Origin of the sequence: Isoptericola luteus (assembly GCF_020297055.1) — a bacterium.
Taxonomy (GTDB): Bacteria; Actinomycetota; Actinomycetes; order Actinomycetales; family Cellulomonadaceae; genus Isoptericola; species Isoptericola luteus.
The window spans coordinates 129,750-148,971 of the sequence record NZ_JAIXCQ010000007.1 but is presented as its reverse complement, the minus strand read 5'-3'; the positions used below and the strand labels follow the sequence as shown (position 1 = coordinate 148,971).

The following is a 19,222-nucleotide window of genomic DNA, read 5'->3' as shown; positions in this document are numbered from 1 at the left end:
CGATGCGGTCCTCCTGGTTCCGGGACGCCGTGATCTACCAGCTCGACCCACGCCTGTTCCACGACGCCGACGACGACGGCTGGGGCGACCTGCGCGGTGCCACCGAGCGCCTGCACTACCTGCGGGGCCTGGGCGCGACGTGCGTGTGGCTGCTGCCGTTCTACGTCTCGCCGTTCCGCGACGGCGGCTACGACGTCGCCGACCACCTCGCCGTCGACCCACGCCTGGGCGACCTGGCAGACGTCGCACGCCTGCTGGAGAAGGCCGACGACCTGGGCCTGCACGTGCTGGTCGAGCTGGTCTCGCAGCACACCTCCGACCAGCACCGGTGGTTCCAGGAGGCACGCAGCGACCGCCGCTCGCCGTACCGCGACTACTACCTGTGGTCCGACGAGCCGAAGGACGACATCGAGCCGATGTTCCCCGACGTCGAGCCGCGCACCTGGACGTGGGACGAGGAGGCCCAGCAGTTCTACCGGCACGCCTTCTACGCCCACGAGCCCGACCTCGCGCTCGACAACCCCCGCGTGCGCGCCGAGCTGCACCGCATCGTGTCGTTCTGGCTCCGCCTGGGCGTCTCCGGCTTCCGGGTCGACGCCGTGCCCCTCATGGTGGAGCGTGCCCGCGCCGCCCGCCCGGACACCGACGGCCAGTGGCTCGTGCAGGACCTGCGGTCCGCCGTCTCCGCGCAGAGCGCTGGCGCCGTGCTGCTCGGCGAGGTCGACGTGGAACCGGACGGCTACGCCGACTACTTCGGCACCGGCGACGGGCCCGGCATGACGATGCTGCTCGACTTCTGGTCCAACAACCACCTCTTCCTCGCCCTGGCCCGCGGGCAGGCGGAGCCGCTCGTGCGGGCCCTGCGCGCCCAGCCCGCTCCCCCGCCGGGTGCCTCGTACGCCCAGTGGCTGCGCAACAACGACGAGCTGGACCTCGAGCGGTTGTCCAAGGACGAGCGCCAGGAGGTGCTCGACGCGTTCGCGCCCGCCGAGTCGATGCGGCTGTACGGCCGGGGCCTGCGGCGCCGTCTGGCCCCGATGCTCGACGGCGACCTCCGCCGGATCGCGCTCGCGCACGCGGTGATGTTCTCCCTGCCCGGGCCGCCCGTGCTGCGCTACGGCGACGAGATCGGCATGGGTGACGACCTCGGCCTGCCGGAGCGCGAGGCCGTGCGCACCCCGATGCAGTGGGCCTCGACACCCAGCGGCGGGTTCTCGCAGGCGGCGCCGGACCGGTTCCCCGCGCCCGTCATCACCGGCGAGTACGGTCCCGAGCGGGTGAGCGTCGACGACCAGATGGTCCACGAGGGCTCGCTGCTGCAGCGCGTCGGCGGCCTGGTGCGTGCCCGCCTGGGGCTCAGCGAGCTGGGCCGGACCCGTCCGGAGCCGCAGGACGTCGGCGCAGCGTCCGTGCTCGCGCTGCGGTACCAGGAGGACGAGTCCGCCGTGCTGCTGCTCGCCAACCTCGCGGGCGAGGACGCGGTGGCCACCCTGCCGTCGGACGACATCACCGAGCTGCGCGCGGGACGCGTGAGGTTCGTGGACGTGCACGTCGACCAGGACTACCCGGCCGTGGAGGCCGACGGCCGCGTCCCGCTGGCCGGCTACGGGTACCGGTGGTTGCGCCGCACGACCGGCGGCGGTTCGGGGGCGGGCACGTGACGACGGTGGGCCTGCACGTCTCGCACGAGCAGCTCGCGCCGGACGAGGCCCTCCGCGTCGCGCGGCTCGCCGAGGCGGCGGGCTTCGGTGACGCCATGTGCTCGGACCACCTCGCGCCCTGGAGCGGACGCCAGGGCGAGTCCGGGTCCGCCTGGTCGTGGCTCGGTGCCGCGCTGGCGTCCACCGGGCTGTCGTACGGCACCGTGTGCGCCCCCGGCCAGCGCTACCACCCCGCCGTGGTCGCGCAGCTCGTGGCGACCCAGGAGGTGATGTTCCCCGGGCGGACGTGGGTCGCGCTCGGCACGGGCGAGAACCTCAACGAGCACGTCACCGGCGATCCGTGGCCGCCCAAGGCCGAGCGCGACGCCCGCCTGGCCGAGTGCGTCACGGTGGTCCGCGCCCTGCTGCAGGGCGAGGAGGTGGACCACGACGGCCTGGTGGTGGTGCGCCGGGCCCGGCTCTGGTCGCTGCCCGACGTGCCTCCCCCGCTCGTGCTGCCCGCCCTGACGGCCGCGACCGCCGCCCACCACGCCGGGTGGGCGGACGGCCTGGTCACCGTCAACCAGCCGCCCGGCGAGCTCCGGCGGATGGTGGCGGCCTACCGGGAGGCGGGCGGCCGGGGGGAGGTCGCGGTGCAGGTGCACCTGTCGTGGGCCCCGACGCTCGACGAGGCCGAGGCGCTCGCCCTGGACCAGTGGCGCACGAACACCGGCCCGCCCGACGTGGCCGCGGACACCGCCACGACCGCCGAGTTCGACGCCCTGGCCCGCGACGTCCGGATCGCCGACGTCCGGAAGGTCGTGCTCGTCTCGGACGACCTCGGTGAGCTCACGGCGTGGCTGGCCGACCTCGTCGAGGCGGGCGCCGACCGCCTCTACCTGCACCACGTCGGCCGGCGCCAGGACGCGTTCGTCGAGACGTTCGGTGAGCACGTGGTGCCGCAGCTGCGTTGAGCGGCGCCGTCGTCACGACGGGGCGAGCAGCACCGCCTCCGCGGGGCCGACATGCCCGTGCCAGGGTCCGGGCCGCGCGCCCGGGTCGCTGGACAGCACGACCCGCCACCCGCCGTCGAGCGCCACCTCGCGCGGCGCGTCGGCGAAGTTCACCACGACGGCCCGCACGTCGTCGCCGTCGCGACGGCGGTAGGCCAGCACCTCGGGCGGGGAGTCCAGCTCGGTCCAGTCGCCGACGCGCAGCGCGGGGCTCGCATGCCGCTCGGCGACCAGCCGGCGGTACAGGCTCAGCACGGACGCCGGGTCGTCGCGCTGCGCCTGCGCGGCGAGCTCGCCGGCGTCGGGCGGGAACGGCAGCCACGGGCGGGCGCCGTCCCACCCGTGCGGGGGCTCGACCGCCCAGGGCAGCGGCGCCCGCGACCCGTCGCGGCCGCCCGGGTCCCGCCGCTCGTCTGGCCCGACGACGACGTCCTCGAGCCCCAGCTCCTCGCCCTGGTAGACGAACGCGGTGCCGCGCAGCGTCAGCAGCAGGACGGCGGCCGCCCGCGCGCGCCGCAGCGACCCGCCGTAGCGGCTGCGGTGGCGGGAGCTGTCGTGGTTCGACAGCACCCACGTGGGCCAGGCCTCGACACGGCCGAGCTCCCGCTCGACCTCCCGCACGCAGGCACGCAGCACCACCGGGTCCCAGGGCGCGTCCAGCGGCGGGAAGTTGAACGACATCTGCAGCTCGTCGCCCGCGCCGTAGTACTCCGCGACGCTGCGGGTCGAGCGGATGTTCACCTCCCCCACGACCACCCTGTCTCCCGGGTACGAGTCGACCACCCGGCGGATGCCGCGCAGCACCTCGTGGCTGTGCGGCTGGTCGTTGAAGGCCACGAGCGCCTCCCCGGCCGCGCACCGCGGGTCGTCCGCGAAGTCGGGGTCCTTGCCCGTGCAGTGCGCGACGTCGATGCGGAACCCGTCCACGCCGCGGTCCAGCCAGAAGCGCAGCACGTCGTGCATCGCCTCGACGACGTCGGGGTTGCGCCAGTTGAGGTCGGGCTGCTCGGGCAGGAACAGGTGCAGGTAGTACTGCTGCGTGCGCTCGTCCCACGTCCAGGTGCTGCCGCCGCCGATGGCAGACCGCCAGTTGTTGGGCTCGTCGCGCCAGTGGTACCAGTCCCGTCGGGCGTTCTCCCGCGAGCTGCACGACTCCCGGAACCACGGGTGCTGGTCGGAGGTGTGGTTGGGCACGAAGTCGAGGAGCACCCGCAGCCCGCGCGCGTGCGCGTCGGCGAGGAGCGCGTCCATGCCCGCGAGCGTCCCGAACACCGGGTCGACGTCGCGGTGGTCCGCGATGTCGTACCCCGCGTCGGCCATGGGCGAGCGGTAGACCGGCGAGAGCCAGATCGCGTCCGCACCCAGGTGCTGCACGTGGTCCAGGTGGCGGCGGATCCCCTCCAGGTCTCCCACGCCGTCGCCGTCGGAGTCGGCGAACGAGCGCGGGTACACCTGGTAGACGACGGCGCCCCGCCACCACGGGGCGACGCTCACCGGCTCATCCGACGCTGTCGGTGAGCTGGGCTCCGGTGGTCTCGCGCGCGCAGTGGCTGCAGCAGAACACCTGGTCGCCCACCGCGACCCCGTGCCCCAGCACCGTGCAGCCGCAGTGGGCGCAGCGCGGCGCCATCGCGTGGGCCGCGCACTCGAACGAGTCGTAGACGCCGCTGGTCCCGTCGTCCGTCGTGATCGTGAACGTGTGCGGGTAGTCGTTGCCGCACATGTCGCAGACAGCCATCCCGGCAACTCCTTTCGTGCTCGGCGGCGGCCGGCCGCTGCCGGCCCGTCCTCCCACCGTGGCAGGGCGCCGCCTGCTCGCAAACGCATCGGCGCAGCGGGTGAGCGACCCCGAACGATGCTTCACTGGGAGACGACCGGTGAAGCAGCTCGCCGACGACCTCCGGAGCCCGTGTCCCGGCCGGCACGGAGACGACGCCGCGCGACGCGGCGAGCGGACAGGAGCGACACACCGTGCGAGCACTGACATGGCAGGGACGGCAGCACGTGAGCGTCGAGGACGTCGCGGACCCGCACGTCCAGGAACCCTCCGACGCGGTGATCCGCGTGACGTCGACGGCGGTCTGCGGGTCGGACCTGCACCTGTACGGGGTCCTCGGGATGTTCCTGGACGCCGGCGACGTGCTGGGGCACGAGGCGATGGGCGTCGTGGAGGAGGTGGGGAGCGAGGCGGGCGACCTCGCCGTCGGCGACCGTGTCGTCGTCCCCTTCACCATCTCCTGCGGGCGGTGCTGGATGTGCTCCCGGGGCCTGCAGACCCAGTGCGAGACCACGCAGGTGCGAAGCCAGGACAAGGGCGCCGCCCTGTTCGGGTACACCCGCCTGTACGGACAGGTGCCCGGCGGGCAGGCCCAGTACCTCAGGGTGCCACAGGCCCACTACGGGCCGGTCGTGGTGCCCGACGACGGCTCGCCCGACGAGCAGTACCTGTACCTGTCCGACGTGCTGCCCACCGCGTGGCAGGCCGTCGAGTACGCCGACATCCCGCCCGACGGGAGCGTCGTCGTGCTGGGCCTGGGGCCTATCGGGCAGATGGCCGCGCGGGTCGCCAGGCACCGCGGCGCTGGCCCCGTCATCGGGATCGACCCCGTGCCGGAGCGCCGGCTGATGGCCCAGCGGCACGGCATCATCACGTTCGACCCTGCCTCCCGGGAGGTGCGCGGCGCGGTCCTCGACCTCACCGACGGCCGCGGACCGGACTCCGTGATCGATGCGGTCGGCATGGAGGCGCACGGATCGCCTCTGGCGGAGACCACCCAGAAGCTCGTGGGCATGCTGCCCGACGCGGTCGCCGCGCCCCTGACCGAGCAGGCCGGGGCGGACCGTCTCGCCGCGCTCCTCGCCGCGATCGGGATCGTGCGCCGGGGCGGCACGATCTCGCTGTCCGGCGTCTACGGCGGGGCCAAGGACCCGCTGCCGATGATGCAGATCTTCGACAAGCAGCTCACGCTGCGGACCGGCCAGGCCAACGTGCGGCGGTGGACGGACGACCTGCTCCCTCTCGTGCAGGACCCCGCCGACCCGCTCGGCGTGCTCGACCTGCGCACGCACCGTCTCTCCCTGGAGGACGCGCCCGAGGCGTACCGCACGTTCCAGCACAAGGACGACGGCTGCATCAAGGTCGTGCTCGACCCGTGGGCGCCGCGGTCCTAGCCGGGTTCCGGCGGGAACCAGTGCCGGCTCGATCAGGCCTCGCCGGGGATCAGGCGGCGGCCGGAGATGTCGGACGCCACGATGCGGATCCACTCGGTCTTGCCGTCCTCGAGGTAGCTGGACAGCCCCGTGGCCTGTGCGTCCGCGATGTCCTTCTCGCTGCGGAGCGCCCGGGCGTGGCCCTTGAGGACCACGCTCCACGCGGAGTCCTCGCCGATCTCGTCGACCTCGAGCGCGACCCGCGGGCTGAGCGTGATCTCGGCGAGCTTGGTGCCTGGCTTGGTCCGCAGGTAGACCCGATGGTCGGCGACGGCGAAGTTCACCGGGAAGATCTCGGGCTCGCCGGCCACCGACGTGGCGAGGCGACCGACCTTCTGACCGGCGAGGAGGCGCCAGCACTCGTCGTCGGGGATCTCGGACTGGGACGGCTGGGACGGCAACGGCTGCATGAGTCGGTCCTCCGGCGGACGAGGGGCGCGGGTTCACCCTCCATCGTCCACGCAGGGCGGACTGGTTGCCCGTTTCGGCCCCGGCGACGTCGTGCCCACGACCGAGCGAGATGACATCAGGGCTTCCGGAGGTTCCCGACCACAGGTGCGCTCACCGGTCGTGCGGCTCGCGGAACGCCCGGCGGCGCGCGTACTCGTGCAAGCGGTCGAGCGTCGCGATCTGCCGCTGGCCGCTCTCGGCGAGCTCGTGGAACTGCGCGGGGTCGAGGCCGAGCTCGCGCGCGTGCTCCTCGAGGGTCTGCCAGCCGCCCACCTTGCCGACCACCGCGGAGCGCATGAGCTCGGTCTCCAGCACCACCGACATCGGCGAGCGCCGCACGACCCGCCCGTTGAGCTTGAGCCGCCCGAGCCGCTCTGCGATGCCGGCGAGGAGCTGACGGTGGCGGCGCCTCGGCAGTCCCAGCGCCCCCAGCAGGCTCAGGTACAGCTCGCGCTCGCCCCGGATCTGCTCAGCGATCTCGACCAGCTCCGGGTGCAGGGGCAGGTCCGTGTAGTCACCGACCATGCGCTCGATACGGCCGAGGCCGGCGGTGGCCCCGGTGACGTGGTCGGCGAGGTACAGCCCGAGCAGCTCGCGGTCCAGCCGGGGCGGGATGCCGGGGTCGGTCGCCCGCAGCGGGAGCGTCGAGTCGCCTGCCGGCCGCAACGGGTCGGGGCGCAACGGCGCCGAGGCGAGCCCCCGGCCCTCCGCCATGCCCCGCACGACCTCCTCGAGGGAGTGCGCCGCCGTGTGCCGCGGCTGCCACCCCAGCTCGGAGACCGCCCGGCTCGTGTCCATCACGGGCACGCCCATGCCCATGTCCACCCAGCCGGGGTCGGCGGCCACGGCGTGGGTCGCGTACGCGAGCGAGACGGCGGTGCGCACCGCGGCGGGCGGCAACTCGACGAGCCGGCCGTGGTCGACGATCCGTGCGACGTCGGGACCGCGGAGCAGGTCGTGGGCCGCGACGTTGAACGCGCCGCCGGCGCGGCGCAGCAGCACCCGCCGGTAGGCGTCCGCGGCGTCGTCCGCGTGCACCGCCTGGAGCCGCAGCCCGGCTGGCAGGGGCAGCAGGGGCGGGCGGCCGTGCCGCAGCAGCCCCACGGGCACGAACGGGCCGACGAACAGCCTGACCACCTCGGCCCCGGCGTCGCCCTGGAACACCAGCGCGGTGCGCAGGCGGGCCACCACGACCTCGGGGTGGTCGCGCTCGAGCTCGTCCAGGACGCGCTCCTGCGCCGCCTTGTCGACGCTGTAGTGCGAGGTCGCGATGCCGCCGGCGGGCCAGTCCTCCGCCCGCGGGGCGTCGTCGTCGACCGCCGAGTACACCCCGACGGACGACGCGACGACCAGGTGCGGCACGCCCGCGGCGACGACGGAACGGGCGACGCGGCGCGTGCCCTCGACGTTGGCGGTGCGCAGCAGCTCGCGCTCGCGGTTGGGCTGGATCAGCCAGGCGAGGTGGACGACGGCATCGGCGTCCCGGAAGAGCGTGGTGAGCCGTTCGACGACGTCATCCTCCTCGCCGGCGAGGTCGACGGCGGCCCAGTCCGACTGCCGGTAGGGCTCGGCGGTCCGGTCGGGCAGCCGGCGCGCCACGCCCAGCACCGACGTCACCTCCGGCTCCTCGGCCAGCGCGCGCAAGAGCGCGGTCCCCACGTTCCCCGTCTCTCCGACCACCACGATGCGCATGCGCCCCACCGTCGCACCGGGTCCTGATGCCCGCAGCGCCACGGCACGACGCCCGGCGTCGTCGGGGGCGAGCGGGCGGACGAGCGGGCGGGCGACCCGGCGTCGAGCCCGCTGACAGCAAGAGAATTACCTATGGGGCACGATCCCCTTGCGAGGAAGCGGCTCTCGGGTGGACGGTGAAGGTCCGGGTTGCAGCAGCGACGGCCCGCCCGGTCGGCAGGACCATCCCTGGCCTGCTCGACCCTGCCCTTGCGAGGAGGGACCGTCGCGATGCGTGTCCTCGGCGTCAACGCCCTGTTCCACGACCCTTCCGCCGCCCTGGTCGTCGACGGCCGCGTGGTCGCCGCCGCCGAGGAGGAGCGGTTCTCCCGTCGCAAGCACGGCAAGCGGCCCATCCCGTTCGCGGCCTGGGAGCTCCCCGAGCAGGCCATGGCCTGGTGCCTCGAGGCCGGCGGCCTGCGCCCGCAGGACCTCGACGCCGTCGGCTACTCGTTCGACCCCGCGCTGGCGAAGCCCGCCGAGGAGATGGGCCTGCCCGACCCGTGGGACTGGCTGCGGGTGCGGTACGCCGAGCGCGCCCCCGACTTCCTCGCCACGGCGCTGCCCGGGCTCGACCGGTCGGTCGTCCGGTCCGTGCCGCACGAGATCGCGCACGCGGCGTCCGCGGCGCTGGCCTCCCCCTTCCCGACGGCGAGCGTCCTGTCCCTGGACGGGCGCGGTGAGCGCTCGTCGCACCTCGCCGGGCGCTACGACCACGGCCGGCTCGAGGTGCTGGCGAGCCAGGAGCTGCCCCACTCGCTCGGCCTCGTGTACGAGTCCCTCACCGAGCACCTGGGGTTCCTCCGCTCGAGCGACGAGTACAAGGTCATGGCGCTCGCGTCGTACGGCGAGCCCCGGTTCCTCGACGACCTGCGCGAGGTGCTGGCCGCCACCGACGACGGCGGGTTCGTCGCCCTGGCGCCGGACTGGAGCCGCTGGGCCCCGCCCCGTACCGACGACGGCACCTGGGGCGGCGCGCACGCCGACCTCGCCGCGTCCGTGCAGACGCGGCTCGAGGAAGTTCTCGTCGACCTCGCCACCTGGCTGCACGGGCAGACGGGCGACGGGGCCCTGACGATGGCGGGCGGGACGGCGCTGAACTGCGTCGCCAACTCGCGCGTGTGGCGGGAGTCGCCGTTCGACGAGGTGTGGGTGCAGCCCGCCGCGGGCGACGCGGGCACGGCGCTCGGTGCGGCCCTGCAGATCGCCACCGAGGGCGGGGACACGGTCGAGCCGATGGGGTCCGCCGCGCTCGGCCGGTCCTGGTCCCCCGACGAGCTCGCCGCGGCGCTGCGCGCGGCCCGCGTGCCCTTCACGACGCCGGACGACCACGCCGGTGAGGTCGCTGCGATCCTCGCGGACGACGGCGTGGTCGCCTGGTTCGACGGCCGCGCGGAGTTCGGCCCGCGAGCGCTGGGCCACCGCTCGCTGCTGGCGCACCCCGGCCGCGCGGACAACGTGGAGCGGCTCAACGACGTCAAGGGCCGCGAGCAGTTCCGCCCGGTGGCGCCGATGGTGCTGCTGGAGGACGCGCCCACGATCTTCTCCGGCGGCCCGGTGCCGAGCCCCTACATGCTGTTCGTGCACGACGTCGCCCCGTCGTGGCGTGAGCGGATCCCCGCCGTGGTGCACGTGGACGGCACGGCGCGCATCCAGACGGTCGACGACTCGAACCCGCGGCTGCAGGCCATGATCCGGGCGTTCAAGGCCCGGACCGGGCTGCCCGTCGTGGTGAACACCAGCCTCAACACGGCCGGGCGCCCCATGGTCGACGACCCGCGCGACGCCCTCGAGCTCTTCGGTTCCGCTCCCGTGGACGCGCTGGTGCTCGGCCCTCACCTGGTGCGCCGGGCGGACCTGTACGCGGAGGTGACGCCATGACGGTGCCGGACGCGGCCGAGCCCCGGTACGCCGTCGTGGTGCCCACGGTGGGACGTCCGTCGCTGGTGCGCCTGCTCGAGACCCTCGACGGGGCGACCGGAGGGCTGCCGGCGGCGCACCGTCCGGCCGAGGTGGTGGTGGCCGACGACCGTCCCGTGGCCCGTGGCCGCTGGGACGTGGCCGACCCGCCGCTCGACCTGGGACCCGCGGGAGGCCGGCTGCGTGCCCGCGTCGTGCGCACCGCCGGCCGGGGGCCGGCCGCCGCCCGCAACGCGGGATGGCGCTCGACGTCGGCTCCGTGGGTGGTCTTCCTCGACGACGACGTGGAGCTGCCCGCCGGGTGGGCGCGGCAGCTCGTCGCGGACCTCGCCGCCGCCAGTCCTCGGACCGGGGGGACCCAGGGCCGGCTCCTGGTCCCGCTGCCCGCCGTGCGCCGGCCCACCGACTGGGAGCGCGGGACGGCAGGCCTGCAGGGGGCCGCCTGGGCCACGGCCGACATGGCGTACCGCCGGGCGGCGCTCGAGGAGGTCGCGGGGTTCGACGAGCGCTTCCCTCGCGCCTACCGGGAGGACGCCGACCTCGCCCTGCGGGTGCGGGAGGCCGGCTGGGGGCTGGAGCGCGGCACCCGGACGACGGTGCACCCGGTGCGTCCCGCCGCCGACGGGGCGAGCCTGCGGGCCCAGCGGGGCAACCGTGACGACGCCCTGATGCGCGCCCTGCACGGCCCGCGATGGCGGGACCGTGCCCGCACCGGCCGCGGCCTGCTGGCGCGGCACGTCGGCACGGTGGCGGCCGCGGGCGTCGCGGTGACCGGGGCCCTCGCCGGGCGCCCTCGGTGGGCCGCGGCCGGGGCTGCGGCGTGGGGCGGGCTCACGCTCGACCTGCTGCGCCGGCGCACGGTGCCCGGCCCGCGGCCCGGCGACGACGTCTTCGCCGCCGAGCTGCGCCGCATGGCGTGGACCAGCGTCGCGATCCCGTTCGCCGCCGTGGCGCACCGCGCGGCGGGCGAGGTGGCGGTGCGGACCGGCGCGACGCCTGCCGGGCCGTGGCCACCGGCTCTGGACGTCGTGCTGCTCGACCGCGACGGCACCCTCGTCCACGACGAGCCGTACAACGCGGACCCGGAGGCCGTACGACCGCTGCCGGGCGCGCGCGAGGCGCTCGACGGCCTCCGTGCCCGCGGGGTGCGTCTCGGCGTCGTGACGAACCAGTCCGGCATCGGGCGGGGCCTGCTCACCCGCGCGCAGGTGGACACCGTCCACGCCCGCGTCTCGGATTTCCTCGGAGCCTTCGAGACGTGGCAGGTGTGCCCGCACACCCCCGGGCACGGGTGCACGTGCCGCAAGCCCGGGCCCGGACTGGTGCTCGCCGCCGCGGCAGACCTCGGCGTCCCGCCGTACCGGTGCGCGGTGATCGGTGACATCGGTGCGGACGTGGGCGCGGCGCTCGCCGCCGGGGCCACGCCCGTGCTCGTGCCGACGCCGGCCACCCGGCCGCAGGAGGTGGCCGCGGCCCCGCTCGTCGCCGCGGACCTCGCCGCCGCCGTCGAGGCACTCAAGGACCGGCTGGCAGCACCCGCGGACGCGACCGGCGGAGCGGCACGGTGAGCGCCGACGTGCTCGCCGTGCGCCTCGACGCCGACGGCGACGTCCTGCTCACCGGGCCGGCGGTCCGGGCCCTGGCGCACGGCGCCGCGGCCCGCGGCGGGCAGGTCGACGTGCTGGCGTCGCCCGCCGGGGCCGCGGCCGCCCGCCTGCTGCCCGGCGTGCGCGACGTGCTGACGTTCGACGCGCCGTGGTCGGGGTATCGTCCCCCGGCCGTCGACCCCGCCGCGCTGCGCCGGCTCGTCGAGACGGTCGCCGCCCGCCGGTACGCCACCGCGGTCGTCTTCACGTCGTTCCACCAGAGCTCGCTGCCCACCGCGCTGCTGCTGCGCACGGCGGGCGTCGGGCGCGTGGCCGCGACGAGCGAGGACTATCCCGGGTCGCTGCTCGACGTGCGGCACCACCGCCCCGAGGGCCTCCACGAGGTCGAGGCGGCGCTCGCCCTGGCCCGCGCCGCGGGGTTCGGCCCCCCGGCCGGCGACGACGGACGGCTGGCCGTCCGGGGCCCCCTGCCCGACGTGCGCGCCCTGGTGCCCGCCGAGCCGTACGTCGTCGTGCACCCCGGGGCCTCCGTGCCCGCGCGCGCTCCGGGGCCCGAGGACGCCCGGGCCGTCGTCGCGGCCCTCGCCGGCCGTGGGCACCGCGTGGTGGTGACGGGCGGCCCGCAGGAGACCGCGCTGGGCGAGCTCGTCGCCGGTGGCGGGGCCACCGACCTGTCCGGGCGCACGGACCTGCGCCGGCTCGCCGCGGTGCTGGCCGGTGCCCGCTGCGTCGTGGCCGGGAACACCGGGCCCGCCCACCTGGCCGCCGCGGTCGGCACGCCGGTCGTCTCCCTGTTCGCGCCCGTCGTGCCGCTGGAGCGGTGGGCTCCCTGGGGCGTGCCGGTGGTGGTGCTGGGCGACCAGGACGCCCCGTGCCGCGGCACGCGGGCGCGCGAGTGTCCCGTGCCGGGCCACACGTGCCTGTCGGGCGTCCCGGCCGAGCACGTCGCCGACGCCGTGGCACGGCTCGCGGACGGGGCCGGGACGCGGGAGGGCACGCCTCGCACGACCCCTGGGGCACGGGCGGTGGTCGCGTGAGGGTGCTGATCTGGCACGTGCACGGCTCGTGGGCCACGGCCTTCGTGGCCGGCGACCACGAGTACATCGTCCCCGTGGTGCCCGACCGCGGGCCGGACGGCCGCGGGCGGGCGGACACCTGGGACTGGCCGGAGACGGTCCGCGAGGCCACGCCCTCCGGGCTCGCGGCGCTGGCGGCCGGCGGGATCGACGTCGTCGTCCTGCAGCGCCCCCACGAGGCGGACCTGCTGCGCCGCTGGACGGGGCTCGTCGCCGGCCGGGACGTGCCCGCCGTGTACGTGGAGCACAACGCCCCCACCGGGCACGCCGCCTCGACGCGGCACCCGATGGCGGACGTCGACGTCGTCGAGGAGGGCCGCGTCCCGATCGTGCACGTCACCGAGTTCAACGCCCTCATGTGGGACACGGGCCACGCGCGCACCCTCGTCGCGCGGCACGGCGTCCCCGACCCGGGCCACCTGTGGACCGGGGGACGGCGCAGCGTCGGCGCGGTCGTCAACGAGCCCGTGCGCCGCTGGCGCGTGGCCGGCACGGACGTGCTCGTCGAGGTCGGCCGGCACGTCCCGCTCGACGTCTACGGGATGGGCGTCGGCAAGCTCGCCGAGCACCTGGCCGCCCCCGCCCGTGGGCCGGCCCACGGGCTGCACGACGACGTCCCGCAGCACGCCATGCACCGCGAGCTCGCGGCGTCGCGCGCCTACCTGCACCCCTTCCGCTGGACCAGCCTCGGGCTCTCGCTGCTGGAGGCGATGGCCCTCGGCATGCCGGTGCTGGCCCTGCCCACCACGGAGGCGCCCGTGGCGGTGCCGCCCGAGGCCGGCCTGCTCAGCGCGCGGCCCGACGACCTGGTCGCCACCGCGCGCCGGTGGCTCGACGACCCCGACGAGGCGCGCGCGCACGGCGACGCGGCCCGCGCCCACGTCCTGGAGCACTACTCGCACACCGCGTTCCTTCGCCGCTGGGACGCGATCCTGACGGAGGTGACCTCATGAAGATCGCGATGATCTCCGAGCACGCCAGCCCGCTCGCCGCTCTCGGCGGGCCGGACGCCGGTGGCCAGAACGTGCACGTGGCGTCGCTGGCCGCCCGCCTCGGCGCCCACGGGCACGCCGTGCAGGTGTACACCCGGCGCGACGACCCGGACCTGCCGGAGCGGGTGCCTCTCGCCGAGGGCGTCGAGGTGGTGCACGTCGACGCCGGGCCGCCCAGGCCGCTGCCGAAGGACGACCTGCTGCCGTTCATGGGCGCCTTCGGGACGGACCTGCGGCGCCGGTGGTCCGGCGGGGCGCCCACGGACCCGGTGCCGGACGTGGTGCACGCCCACTTCTGGATGTCGGGGATCGCGGGCCTGCAGTCCGGGCCGCCCCTCGGCATCCCGCTGGTGCAGACCTTCCACGCGCTCGGGTCCGTGAAGCGACGCCACCAGGGAGCCCAGGACACCAGCCCGCCCGAGCGGGTGGCACGCGAGCGGCTGCTGTGCCGCGCCGTCGACCGGATCGTCGCCACGTGCCAGGACGAGGTGGCCGAGCTCGTGGCCCTCGGCGCCGCGCCGGAGCGCGTGGAGGTGGTGCCGTGCGGCGTGGACGTCGGTCGTTTCCGTCCCGCCGGCCCGCGACGCCCCGCACGGGTGCCGGGCGCCCCCCTGCGGCTGCTCTCGGTGGGCCGGCTCGTCGAGCGCAAGGGTGTCGAGACCGTCGTCGAGGCGCTCGTGGCGCTTCCGGGGACGACGCTCGAGGTGGTCGGGGGTCCGCGAGCCGCCGACCTGGGCGGCGACCCGGAGGCCCGGCGTCTGATGGCGGCCGCGGACCGGTTCGGGGTGGCGGACCGGGTCCACCTGCGCGGCGGGGTGGACCAGGACGACGTGCAGGACCTCATGCACGCCGCCGACGTCGTCGTCTGCACGCCCTGGTACGAGCCCTTCGGCATCGTGCCGCTCGAGGCAGCGGCGTGCGGCAGGCCGGTGGTCGGCTCGGCCGTGGGCGGCCTGCTCGACTCCGTGGTGGACGGGCGCACGGGCCTGCTCGTGCCGCCGCGCGACCCCGCGGCGCTCGCGGCGGCCCTGCGTCGCCTGCAGGACGACCCCGCGCTCGGCGAGCGCCTGGGTGCCACGGCCCGGGTCCGCGCCGAGCGGCTCTACGACTGGTCGAGCGTCGCCGCGCGCACCGCCGCGGCGTACCGGGGCGTGCTCGCCGAGCACGACGGCGCGACCACCGGGCTCGGCGCCGGGGCCGCCGGGCTCGACACCGTCCGGGCGGTGAACGACCGATGAGCGGCACCTGGTCCGACGACGGCGCCGCCACCACCGGCGGCACCGACGACCTCGCCCGGGGCCTGCGGGCGCACGCGCACGACCTGCGCACCGGGCTGGACATGCTCGGCGGGGACGCCCAGCGGTTGGCCGGCTGGGGACGCCGGCTCGCCGAGACGGCCCTCGCGGGCGGGCGGCTGCTGGTGGCCGGCAACGGCGGCAGCGCCGCCGAGGCCCAGCACCTCACCGCCGAGCTGGTGGGCCGGTTCGAGGGCGAACGCCTCCCCCTGTCCGCCATCGCCCTGCACGCGGAGACGTCGAGCCTCACGGCAATCGCGAACGACTACGGCGTGCAGGAGATGTTCGCCCGCCAGGTGGCCGCGCACGGCCGACCCGGCGACGTCCTGCTGCTGCTGTCCACCTCCGGCGAGAGCCCGAACGTCACGGCGGCGGCCCGGGAGGCGCGCGAGCTCGGCGTCACCACGTGGGCGCTCACCGGTCCCGGACCGTGCACGCTCGCCGACCTCTGCGACGACGTCCTGGCCGTGCAGGGATCTTCGACGTCGGCCGTCCAGGAGCTGCACCTCGTCGCGGTGCACGCGCTCTGCGCGGCCGTCGACGCGCACGTCCGCCGCGTCCAGGGTCAGGAGCCGGCCGACGAGCCCGACGACCGGCCGCTCGTCGCGGTCGTCGGCGACGTCGTGCTGGACCGGGACGTCGACGGCCAGGTCACCCGCTTCTCCCCCGACGGGCCGGTGCCGGTGGTCGACACCCTGGGCGTGCGGCACAGCCCGGGCGGGGCGGGCCTGACCGCGCTGCTCGCCGCCGACGCCGCGCGCGTCGTCCTCGTGGCGCCGTTCGGCCGCGACCAGGACGCCGCCGCGCTGCGGCGCGCGCTCGACGAGCGGGTCCGCGTCGTCGCCCTGCCACAGGACGGCACCACGCGTCGCAAGACCCGCGTCCGCTCCGCGGGGCAGACCATCGTGCGCGTCGACGACGGCGGCCCCGCCGCCCCGGTGGACGTGCCCGGCGACGACGTGCGGGCGGCGCTCGCCGCGGCGGACGTCGTGCTCGTCTCGGACTACGGCGCGGGCACCACCCACGACCCAGTGGTGCGCGACGCGCTCACCGAGGCGGCCCGGGACCACGTCGTCGTGTGGGACCCCCACCCGCGCGGCGGCCCGCCCGTGCCCGGGACCACGGTCGTGACCCCCAACCTCGCCGAGGCGGTCGCCGCCGCCGAGGCGCTCGGCCTGCCGGCCGGCGGCGACGACCCCGGCGCCCTCGCCCAACACCTGGCGCACGCCTGGCAGGTCGGCGAGGTCTGCGTCACCGTCGGCGCCACCGGCGCGTACCTGGCCCGGTCGACCGGCCAGGTGACCTTCGTCCCCGCCGATCCCGCGGCGGGCGACCCGTGCGGGGCCGGCGACCGGTTCGCCTCCGCGCTGGCGTGCCGGCTCGTCGACGGCGGCACCGTGCGGGACGCCGTGCCGGGCGCGGTGGCGACCGCCTCGGCCTGGGTCGCGGCCGGCGGCGCCGACGCGTACCGCAGGCGGGCGGTGGACGCACCCCTGCCCGCCGCCGCGCCCGCCACCGGACCGTCTCACCACCTCGCCGACGTCGTCGCCCGGCTCGGTGCCTCCGGCGGCACCGTCGTGGCCACCGGCGGGTGCTTCGACCTGCTGCACGCGGGGCACGTCGCCACGCTCGAGGCGGCGGCACGGCTCGGCGACCACCTCGTCGTCCTGCTCAACTCCGACGCCTCGGTGCGCCGGCTCAAGGGCCCCGAGCGACCCGTCGTCGGCCAGGACGACCGGGCCCGGGTGCTGACTGCCCTCGACTGCGTGTCGGAGGTCGTCGTCTTCGACGAGGACGACCCGCGCACCGCCCTGGAGTCGCTGCGACCCGGCGTGTGGGTCAAGGGCGGCGACTACGGCGAGGCCGACCTCCCGGAGGCGGAGGTCGTGCGGCGCCACGGCGGCCGGGTCGTCGTGCTGCCGTACGTCGAGGGCCGCTCGACGACCTCGATCCTGCGGCGCGCCGGCGGGCCCGCCGTCGCCGCCTCCGGCGGCCGTCCTCAGACCACCGTCCCGGCATCGAAGGAGGACCGATCATGACCAGCAGCACCCCGAGCACCCCGAGCACCCCGAGCACCCCGAGCACCCCGAGCACCACGTCAGCACCCGGAACGCCCGTACCGCGCGAGCTCGGCACCGTCTACGTCACCGGCGGCTCGAGCGGCCTCGGGGCGGCGCTCGTCGACGCCGTCCTGGACGCCGGCGGCAAGCCGGTCGTCCTGGACCGGGTCCCGCCGGCCGGCGGCACCCCCCACGCCGTCGTCGACCTCGCCGACTCCGCCGCCGCCGCGGCCGCCGTGCAACGGCTCGCCGTGGAGGTGGGGCCGCCCGACGCGGTCGTCACCGCGGCCGGCACCGACGCGTGCGGGCGGCTCGACGAGATCTCCACCGACGACTGGGAGCAGGTGGTGCGGGTCAACCTCCTGGGCACCGTCGCCGTCGTGCGCGCCGCGCTGCCCTTCCTGACCGAGCGGCGCGGCACCGTGGTGACCGTCGCGTCGACCCTCGGCCTCAAGGGGGTGTCGGACGCGACGGCGTACTGCGCCTCGAAGTTCGCCGTACGCGGGTTCACGCAGGCGCTCGCGGCCGAGCTGGCGGGCCAGGTGGGCGTGACGTGCCTCGTCTCGGGCGGCATGCGCACCCCGTTCTTCGACGGTCGCCCCGAGCAGTACAAGCCCGGCCCCGACGCCGACCTGGCCGACCCCCGCAGCACCGCCGCTGCGGTCGTGACGGCGCTGCGCCAGCCCGTCGGCTTCGAGGTCCGCGAGATGCTCGTCATGGCCTCGGGCGAGGCGTCGTGGCCGTGAGCGACCTGCCCTCCATGGCGGAGGGCCAGGACGAGGGCGTGGTCCTCGTCCTACGGGCCCTCGGCCTCGGCGACGCCCTCACCGCGGTCCCCGCGCTGCGCGGGGTCCGCCGGGCCTGGCCCCGCCGGCGCGTGCTGCTGGCCGCGCCGCGGCCACCGGGCGAGTGGCTGCGCGGCCTCGGCCTGGTGGACGGCGTCGTGCCCGCGGAGGGTCTCGCGCCGCTGCGCTGGACGCAGGAGGCCGCGACCGTCACGGGCGGCCCCCCGCCCGGGCACGTCGCCGTGAACCTCCACGGGCGCGGCCCCCGGAGCCACCGCGTGCTGCTCGCCGGCGCCCCCGAGCGGCTCGTCGCCTTCGCCTCCCCGGAGGCGGGCGTCCAGGGCCCGCCGTGGAGCGAGGACGAGCACGAGGTGGACCGCTGGTGCCGGCTCGTCACCGACGCCGGTGGTGCGTGCGCGCGGGAGGACCTGCGGCTCGAGGCCCCCGCCCCGCGCGGGACGCACCTCGTGGTGCACCCCGGCGCCGCGTCGGGGTCCCGCAGGTGGCCGCCCGAGCGGTTCGCGGCCGTGGTGCGCCACCTGGCGGACGCCGGGCACGACGTCGTCGTCACGGGCGGCACCGGCGAGGCGGCCACGTGCGAGGCGGTCGCCGCGGCAGCACGCACGGGCCGTGGGCCCGGCCCCGGGACGGTGACCGACGCGGCCGGGACGCTGGACCTCGCCGCCCTGGCGGACCTGGTGGCCACCGCGCGCCTGGTCGTGTGCGGCGACACGGGGGTGGCGCACCTCGCCACCGCGTACGGCACGCCCTCGGTCGTGCTGTGCGGGCCCACACCGCCGCGGCTCTGGGGCCCCGCCGTCGACCCCGCGCGGCACACCGTCCTGTGGCACGGTGAGGACGACGACCTCGCCCGGTCGGACGGCGGCTACCGCGGCGACCCGCACGGCGACGCGCCGGACCCCGCCCTGCGGCGGATCACCGTCGAGGAGGTGGTGGCCGCCGCCGGCGCGCTGCTCGACCGGGAGGCGGGCACGGACAAGACGGAGGAGACCTGATGGACCGCGACGACGTGATGACCTGGGTGGCCGGGTACGAGCGCGCCTGGCGCGAGAACGACGCCGCCGCCGTCCGCCGCCTGTTCAGCGAGGACGCGAGCTACGCCCGCTCGCCGTACACCCCTGCGTTGCTCGGGCACGAGGAGATCGGCGAGTTCTGGGCGGCCGACGAGGGCGCGACGTTCTCCATGACGGCCGAGCCCGTCGCCGTCGAGGGCCGCCGCGCCGTCGTGCGCGTGGGCGTGCAGTACACGGCGCCCGAGGCGCAGGAGTACAAGGACCTGTGGGTGCTGGAGTTCGCCGACGACGGCCGCGTGACGGAGTTCGAGGAGTGGGCCTACTGGCCGGGGCTCCCCTACACCGCGAGCGGGCCGGACGCCTTCGGCCGCGAGGCCGAGCCCGGGCCGACGCCGGAGATCTGAGCCAG

General features: G+C 76.3%; 16 protein-coding genes. 12 read left to right on the top strand and 4 right to left on the bottom strand.

Annotation, left to right across the window (positions count from 1 at the left end):
- The first annotated feature begins 2 nt into the window (after positions 1 to 2).
- Entirely contained in the window at positions 3 to 1,661 is a 1,659-nt protein-coding gene (locus tag LEP48_RS11600) for an alpha-amylase family protein (protein ID WP_225565749.1), read from the top strand.
- Positions 1,658 to 2,614 carry a TIGR03885 family FMN-dependent LLM class oxidoreductase gene (locus tag LEP48_RS11595; RefSeq protein WP_225565748.1) on the top strand — a complete coding sequence of 319 codons (957 nt, stop codon included), beginning with the start codon at positions 1,658 to 1,660 and terminating at the stop codon, positions 2,612 to 2,614. Before LEP48_RS11600 ends, LEP48_RS11595 begins: the two co-directional genes overlap by 4 nt.
- Before the next feature lie 12 nt (positions 2,615 to 2,626).
- On the opposite strand, the gene LEP48_RS11590 is transcribed toward LEP48_RS11595, so the two are convergent.
- Both LEP48_RS11590 and LEP48_RS11585 read right to left on the bottom strand, forming a co-directional pair.
- Positions 2,627 to 4,147, bottom strand: a complete 1,521-nt coding sequence (locus tag LEP48_RS11590) for an alpha-amylase family glycosyl hydrolase (protein WP_225565747.1) — start codon at positions 4,145 to 4,147, stop codon at positions 2,627 to 2,629.
- A 4-nt stretch (positions 4,148 to 4,151) separates the two neighbouring features.
- Positions 4,152 to 4,391: a hypothetical protein gene (locus LEP48_RS11585; RefSeq protein ID WP_225565746.1), complete on the bottom strand. Its 240-nt coding sequence runs from the start codon at positions 4,389 to 4,391 to the stop codon at positions 4,152 to 4,154.
- Between the two features lie 233 nt (positions 4,392 to 4,624).
- Between LEP48_RS11585 and LEP48_RS11580 the strand changes: the two genes are divergently transcribed.
- The gene (locus LEP48_RS11580; RefSeq protein ID WP_225565745.1) at positions 4,625 to 5,824 is read left to right on the top strand and encodes an alcohol dehydrogenase catalytic domain-containing protein; all 1,200 of its coding nucleotides are present in this window, start codon (positions 4,625 to 4,627) and stop codon (positions 5,822 to 5,824) included.
- A gap of 32 nt (positions 5,825 to 5,856) precedes the next feature.
- On the opposite strand, the gene LEP48_RS11575 is transcribed toward LEP48_RS11580, so the two are convergent.
- Positions 5,857 to 6,273 carry a pyridoxamine 5'-phosphate oxidase family protein gene (locus LEP48_RS11575; protein WP_225565744.1) on the bottom strand — a complete coding sequence of 139 codons (417 nt, stop codon included), beginning with the start codon at positions 6,271 to 6,273 and terminating at the stop codon, positions 5,857 to 5,859.
- 151 nt (positions 6,274 to 6,424) lie between these two features.
- Positions 6,425 to 8,005, bottom strand: coding sequence for an NAD-dependent epimerase/dehydratase family protein (locus tag LEP48_RS11570; RefSeq protein ID WP_225565743.1), 1,581 nt, complete (start codon positions 8,003 to 8,005; stop codon positions 6,425 to 6,427).
- 270 nt (positions 8,006 to 8,275) lie between these two features.
- On the opposite strand from LEP48_RS11570, the gene LEP48_RS11565 reads away from it, so the two are divergent.
- From LEP48_RS11565 to LEP48_RS11515, 9 genes are read left to right on the top strand one after another with little or no spacing between them, the layout of a single operon-like run.
- Positions 8,276 to 9,925, top strand: coding sequence for a carbamoyltransferase family protein (locus LEP48_RS11565; protein ID WP_225565742.1), 1,650 nt, complete (start codon positions 8,276 to 8,278; stop codon positions 9,923 to 9,925).
- Entirely contained in the window at positions 9,922 to 11,532 is a 1,611-nt protein-coding gene (locus tag LEP48_RS18820) for an HAD-IIIA family hydrolase (RefSeq protein WP_308010017.1), read from the top strand. The genes LEP48_RS11565 and LEP48_RS18820 overlap by 4 nt, the downstream gene beginning before the upstream one ends.
- Positions 11,529 to 12,608: a glycosyltransferase family 9 protein gene (locus LEP48_RS11550; protein ID WP_225565741.1), complete on the top strand. Its 1,080-nt coding sequence runs from the start codon at positions 11,529 to 11,531 to the stop codon at positions 12,606 to 12,608. Before LEP48_RS18820 ends, LEP48_RS11550 begins: the two co-directional genes overlap by 4 nt.
- Positions 12,605 to 13,600, top strand: a complete 996-nt coding sequence (locus LEP48_RS11545) for a glycosyltransferase family 4 protein (protein WP_225565740.1) — start codon at positions 12,605 to 12,607, stop codon at positions 13,598 to 13,600. The genes LEP48_RS11550 and LEP48_RS11545 overlap by 4 nt, the downstream gene beginning before the upstream one ends.
- Positions 13,597 to 14,877 carry a glycosyltransferase gene (locus LEP48_RS11540; protein WP_225565739.1) on the top strand — a complete coding sequence of 427 codons (1,281 nt, stop codon included), beginning with the start codon at positions 13,597 to 13,599 and terminating at the stop codon, positions 14,875 to 14,877. Before LEP48_RS11545 ends, LEP48_RS11540 begins: the two co-directional genes overlap by 4 nt.
- Positions 14,874 to 16,973 (top strand): PfkB family carbohydrate kinase, encoded by a 2,100-nt coding sequence (locus LEP48_RS18815; RefSeq protein WP_422723833.1) that lies wholly within the window; start codon positions 14,874 to 14,876, stop codon positions 16,971 to 16,973. The genes LEP48_RS11540 and LEP48_RS18815 overlap by 4 nt, the downstream gene beginning before the upstream one ends.
- A complete protein-coding gene (locus LEP48_RS11525) occupies positions 16,970 to 17,740 on the top strand; it encodes an SDR family oxidoreductase (protein ID WP_225565738.1) in 771 nt (256 codons plus the stop codon). Before LEP48_RS18815 ends, LEP48_RS11525 begins: the two co-directional genes overlap by 4 nt.
- The gene (locus LEP48_RS11520; protein ID WP_225565737.1) at positions 17,737 to 18,795 is read left to right on the top strand and encodes a glycosyltransferase family 9 protein; all 1,059 of its coding nucleotides are present in this window, start codon (positions 17,737 to 17,739) and stop codon (positions 18,793 to 18,795) included. Before LEP48_RS11525 ends, LEP48_RS11520 begins: the two co-directional genes overlap by 4 nt.
- On the top strand, positions 18,795 to 19,217 hold the full coding sequence (locus tag LEP48_RS11515) for a YybH family protein (protein ID WP_225565736.1): 423 nt from the start codon (positions 18,795 to 18,797) through the stop codon (positions 19,215 to 19,217). The genes LEP48_RS11520 and LEP48_RS11515 overlap by 1 nt, the downstream gene beginning before the upstream one ends.
- The last annotated feature ends 5 nt before the right edge of the window (positions 19,218 to 19,222 follow it).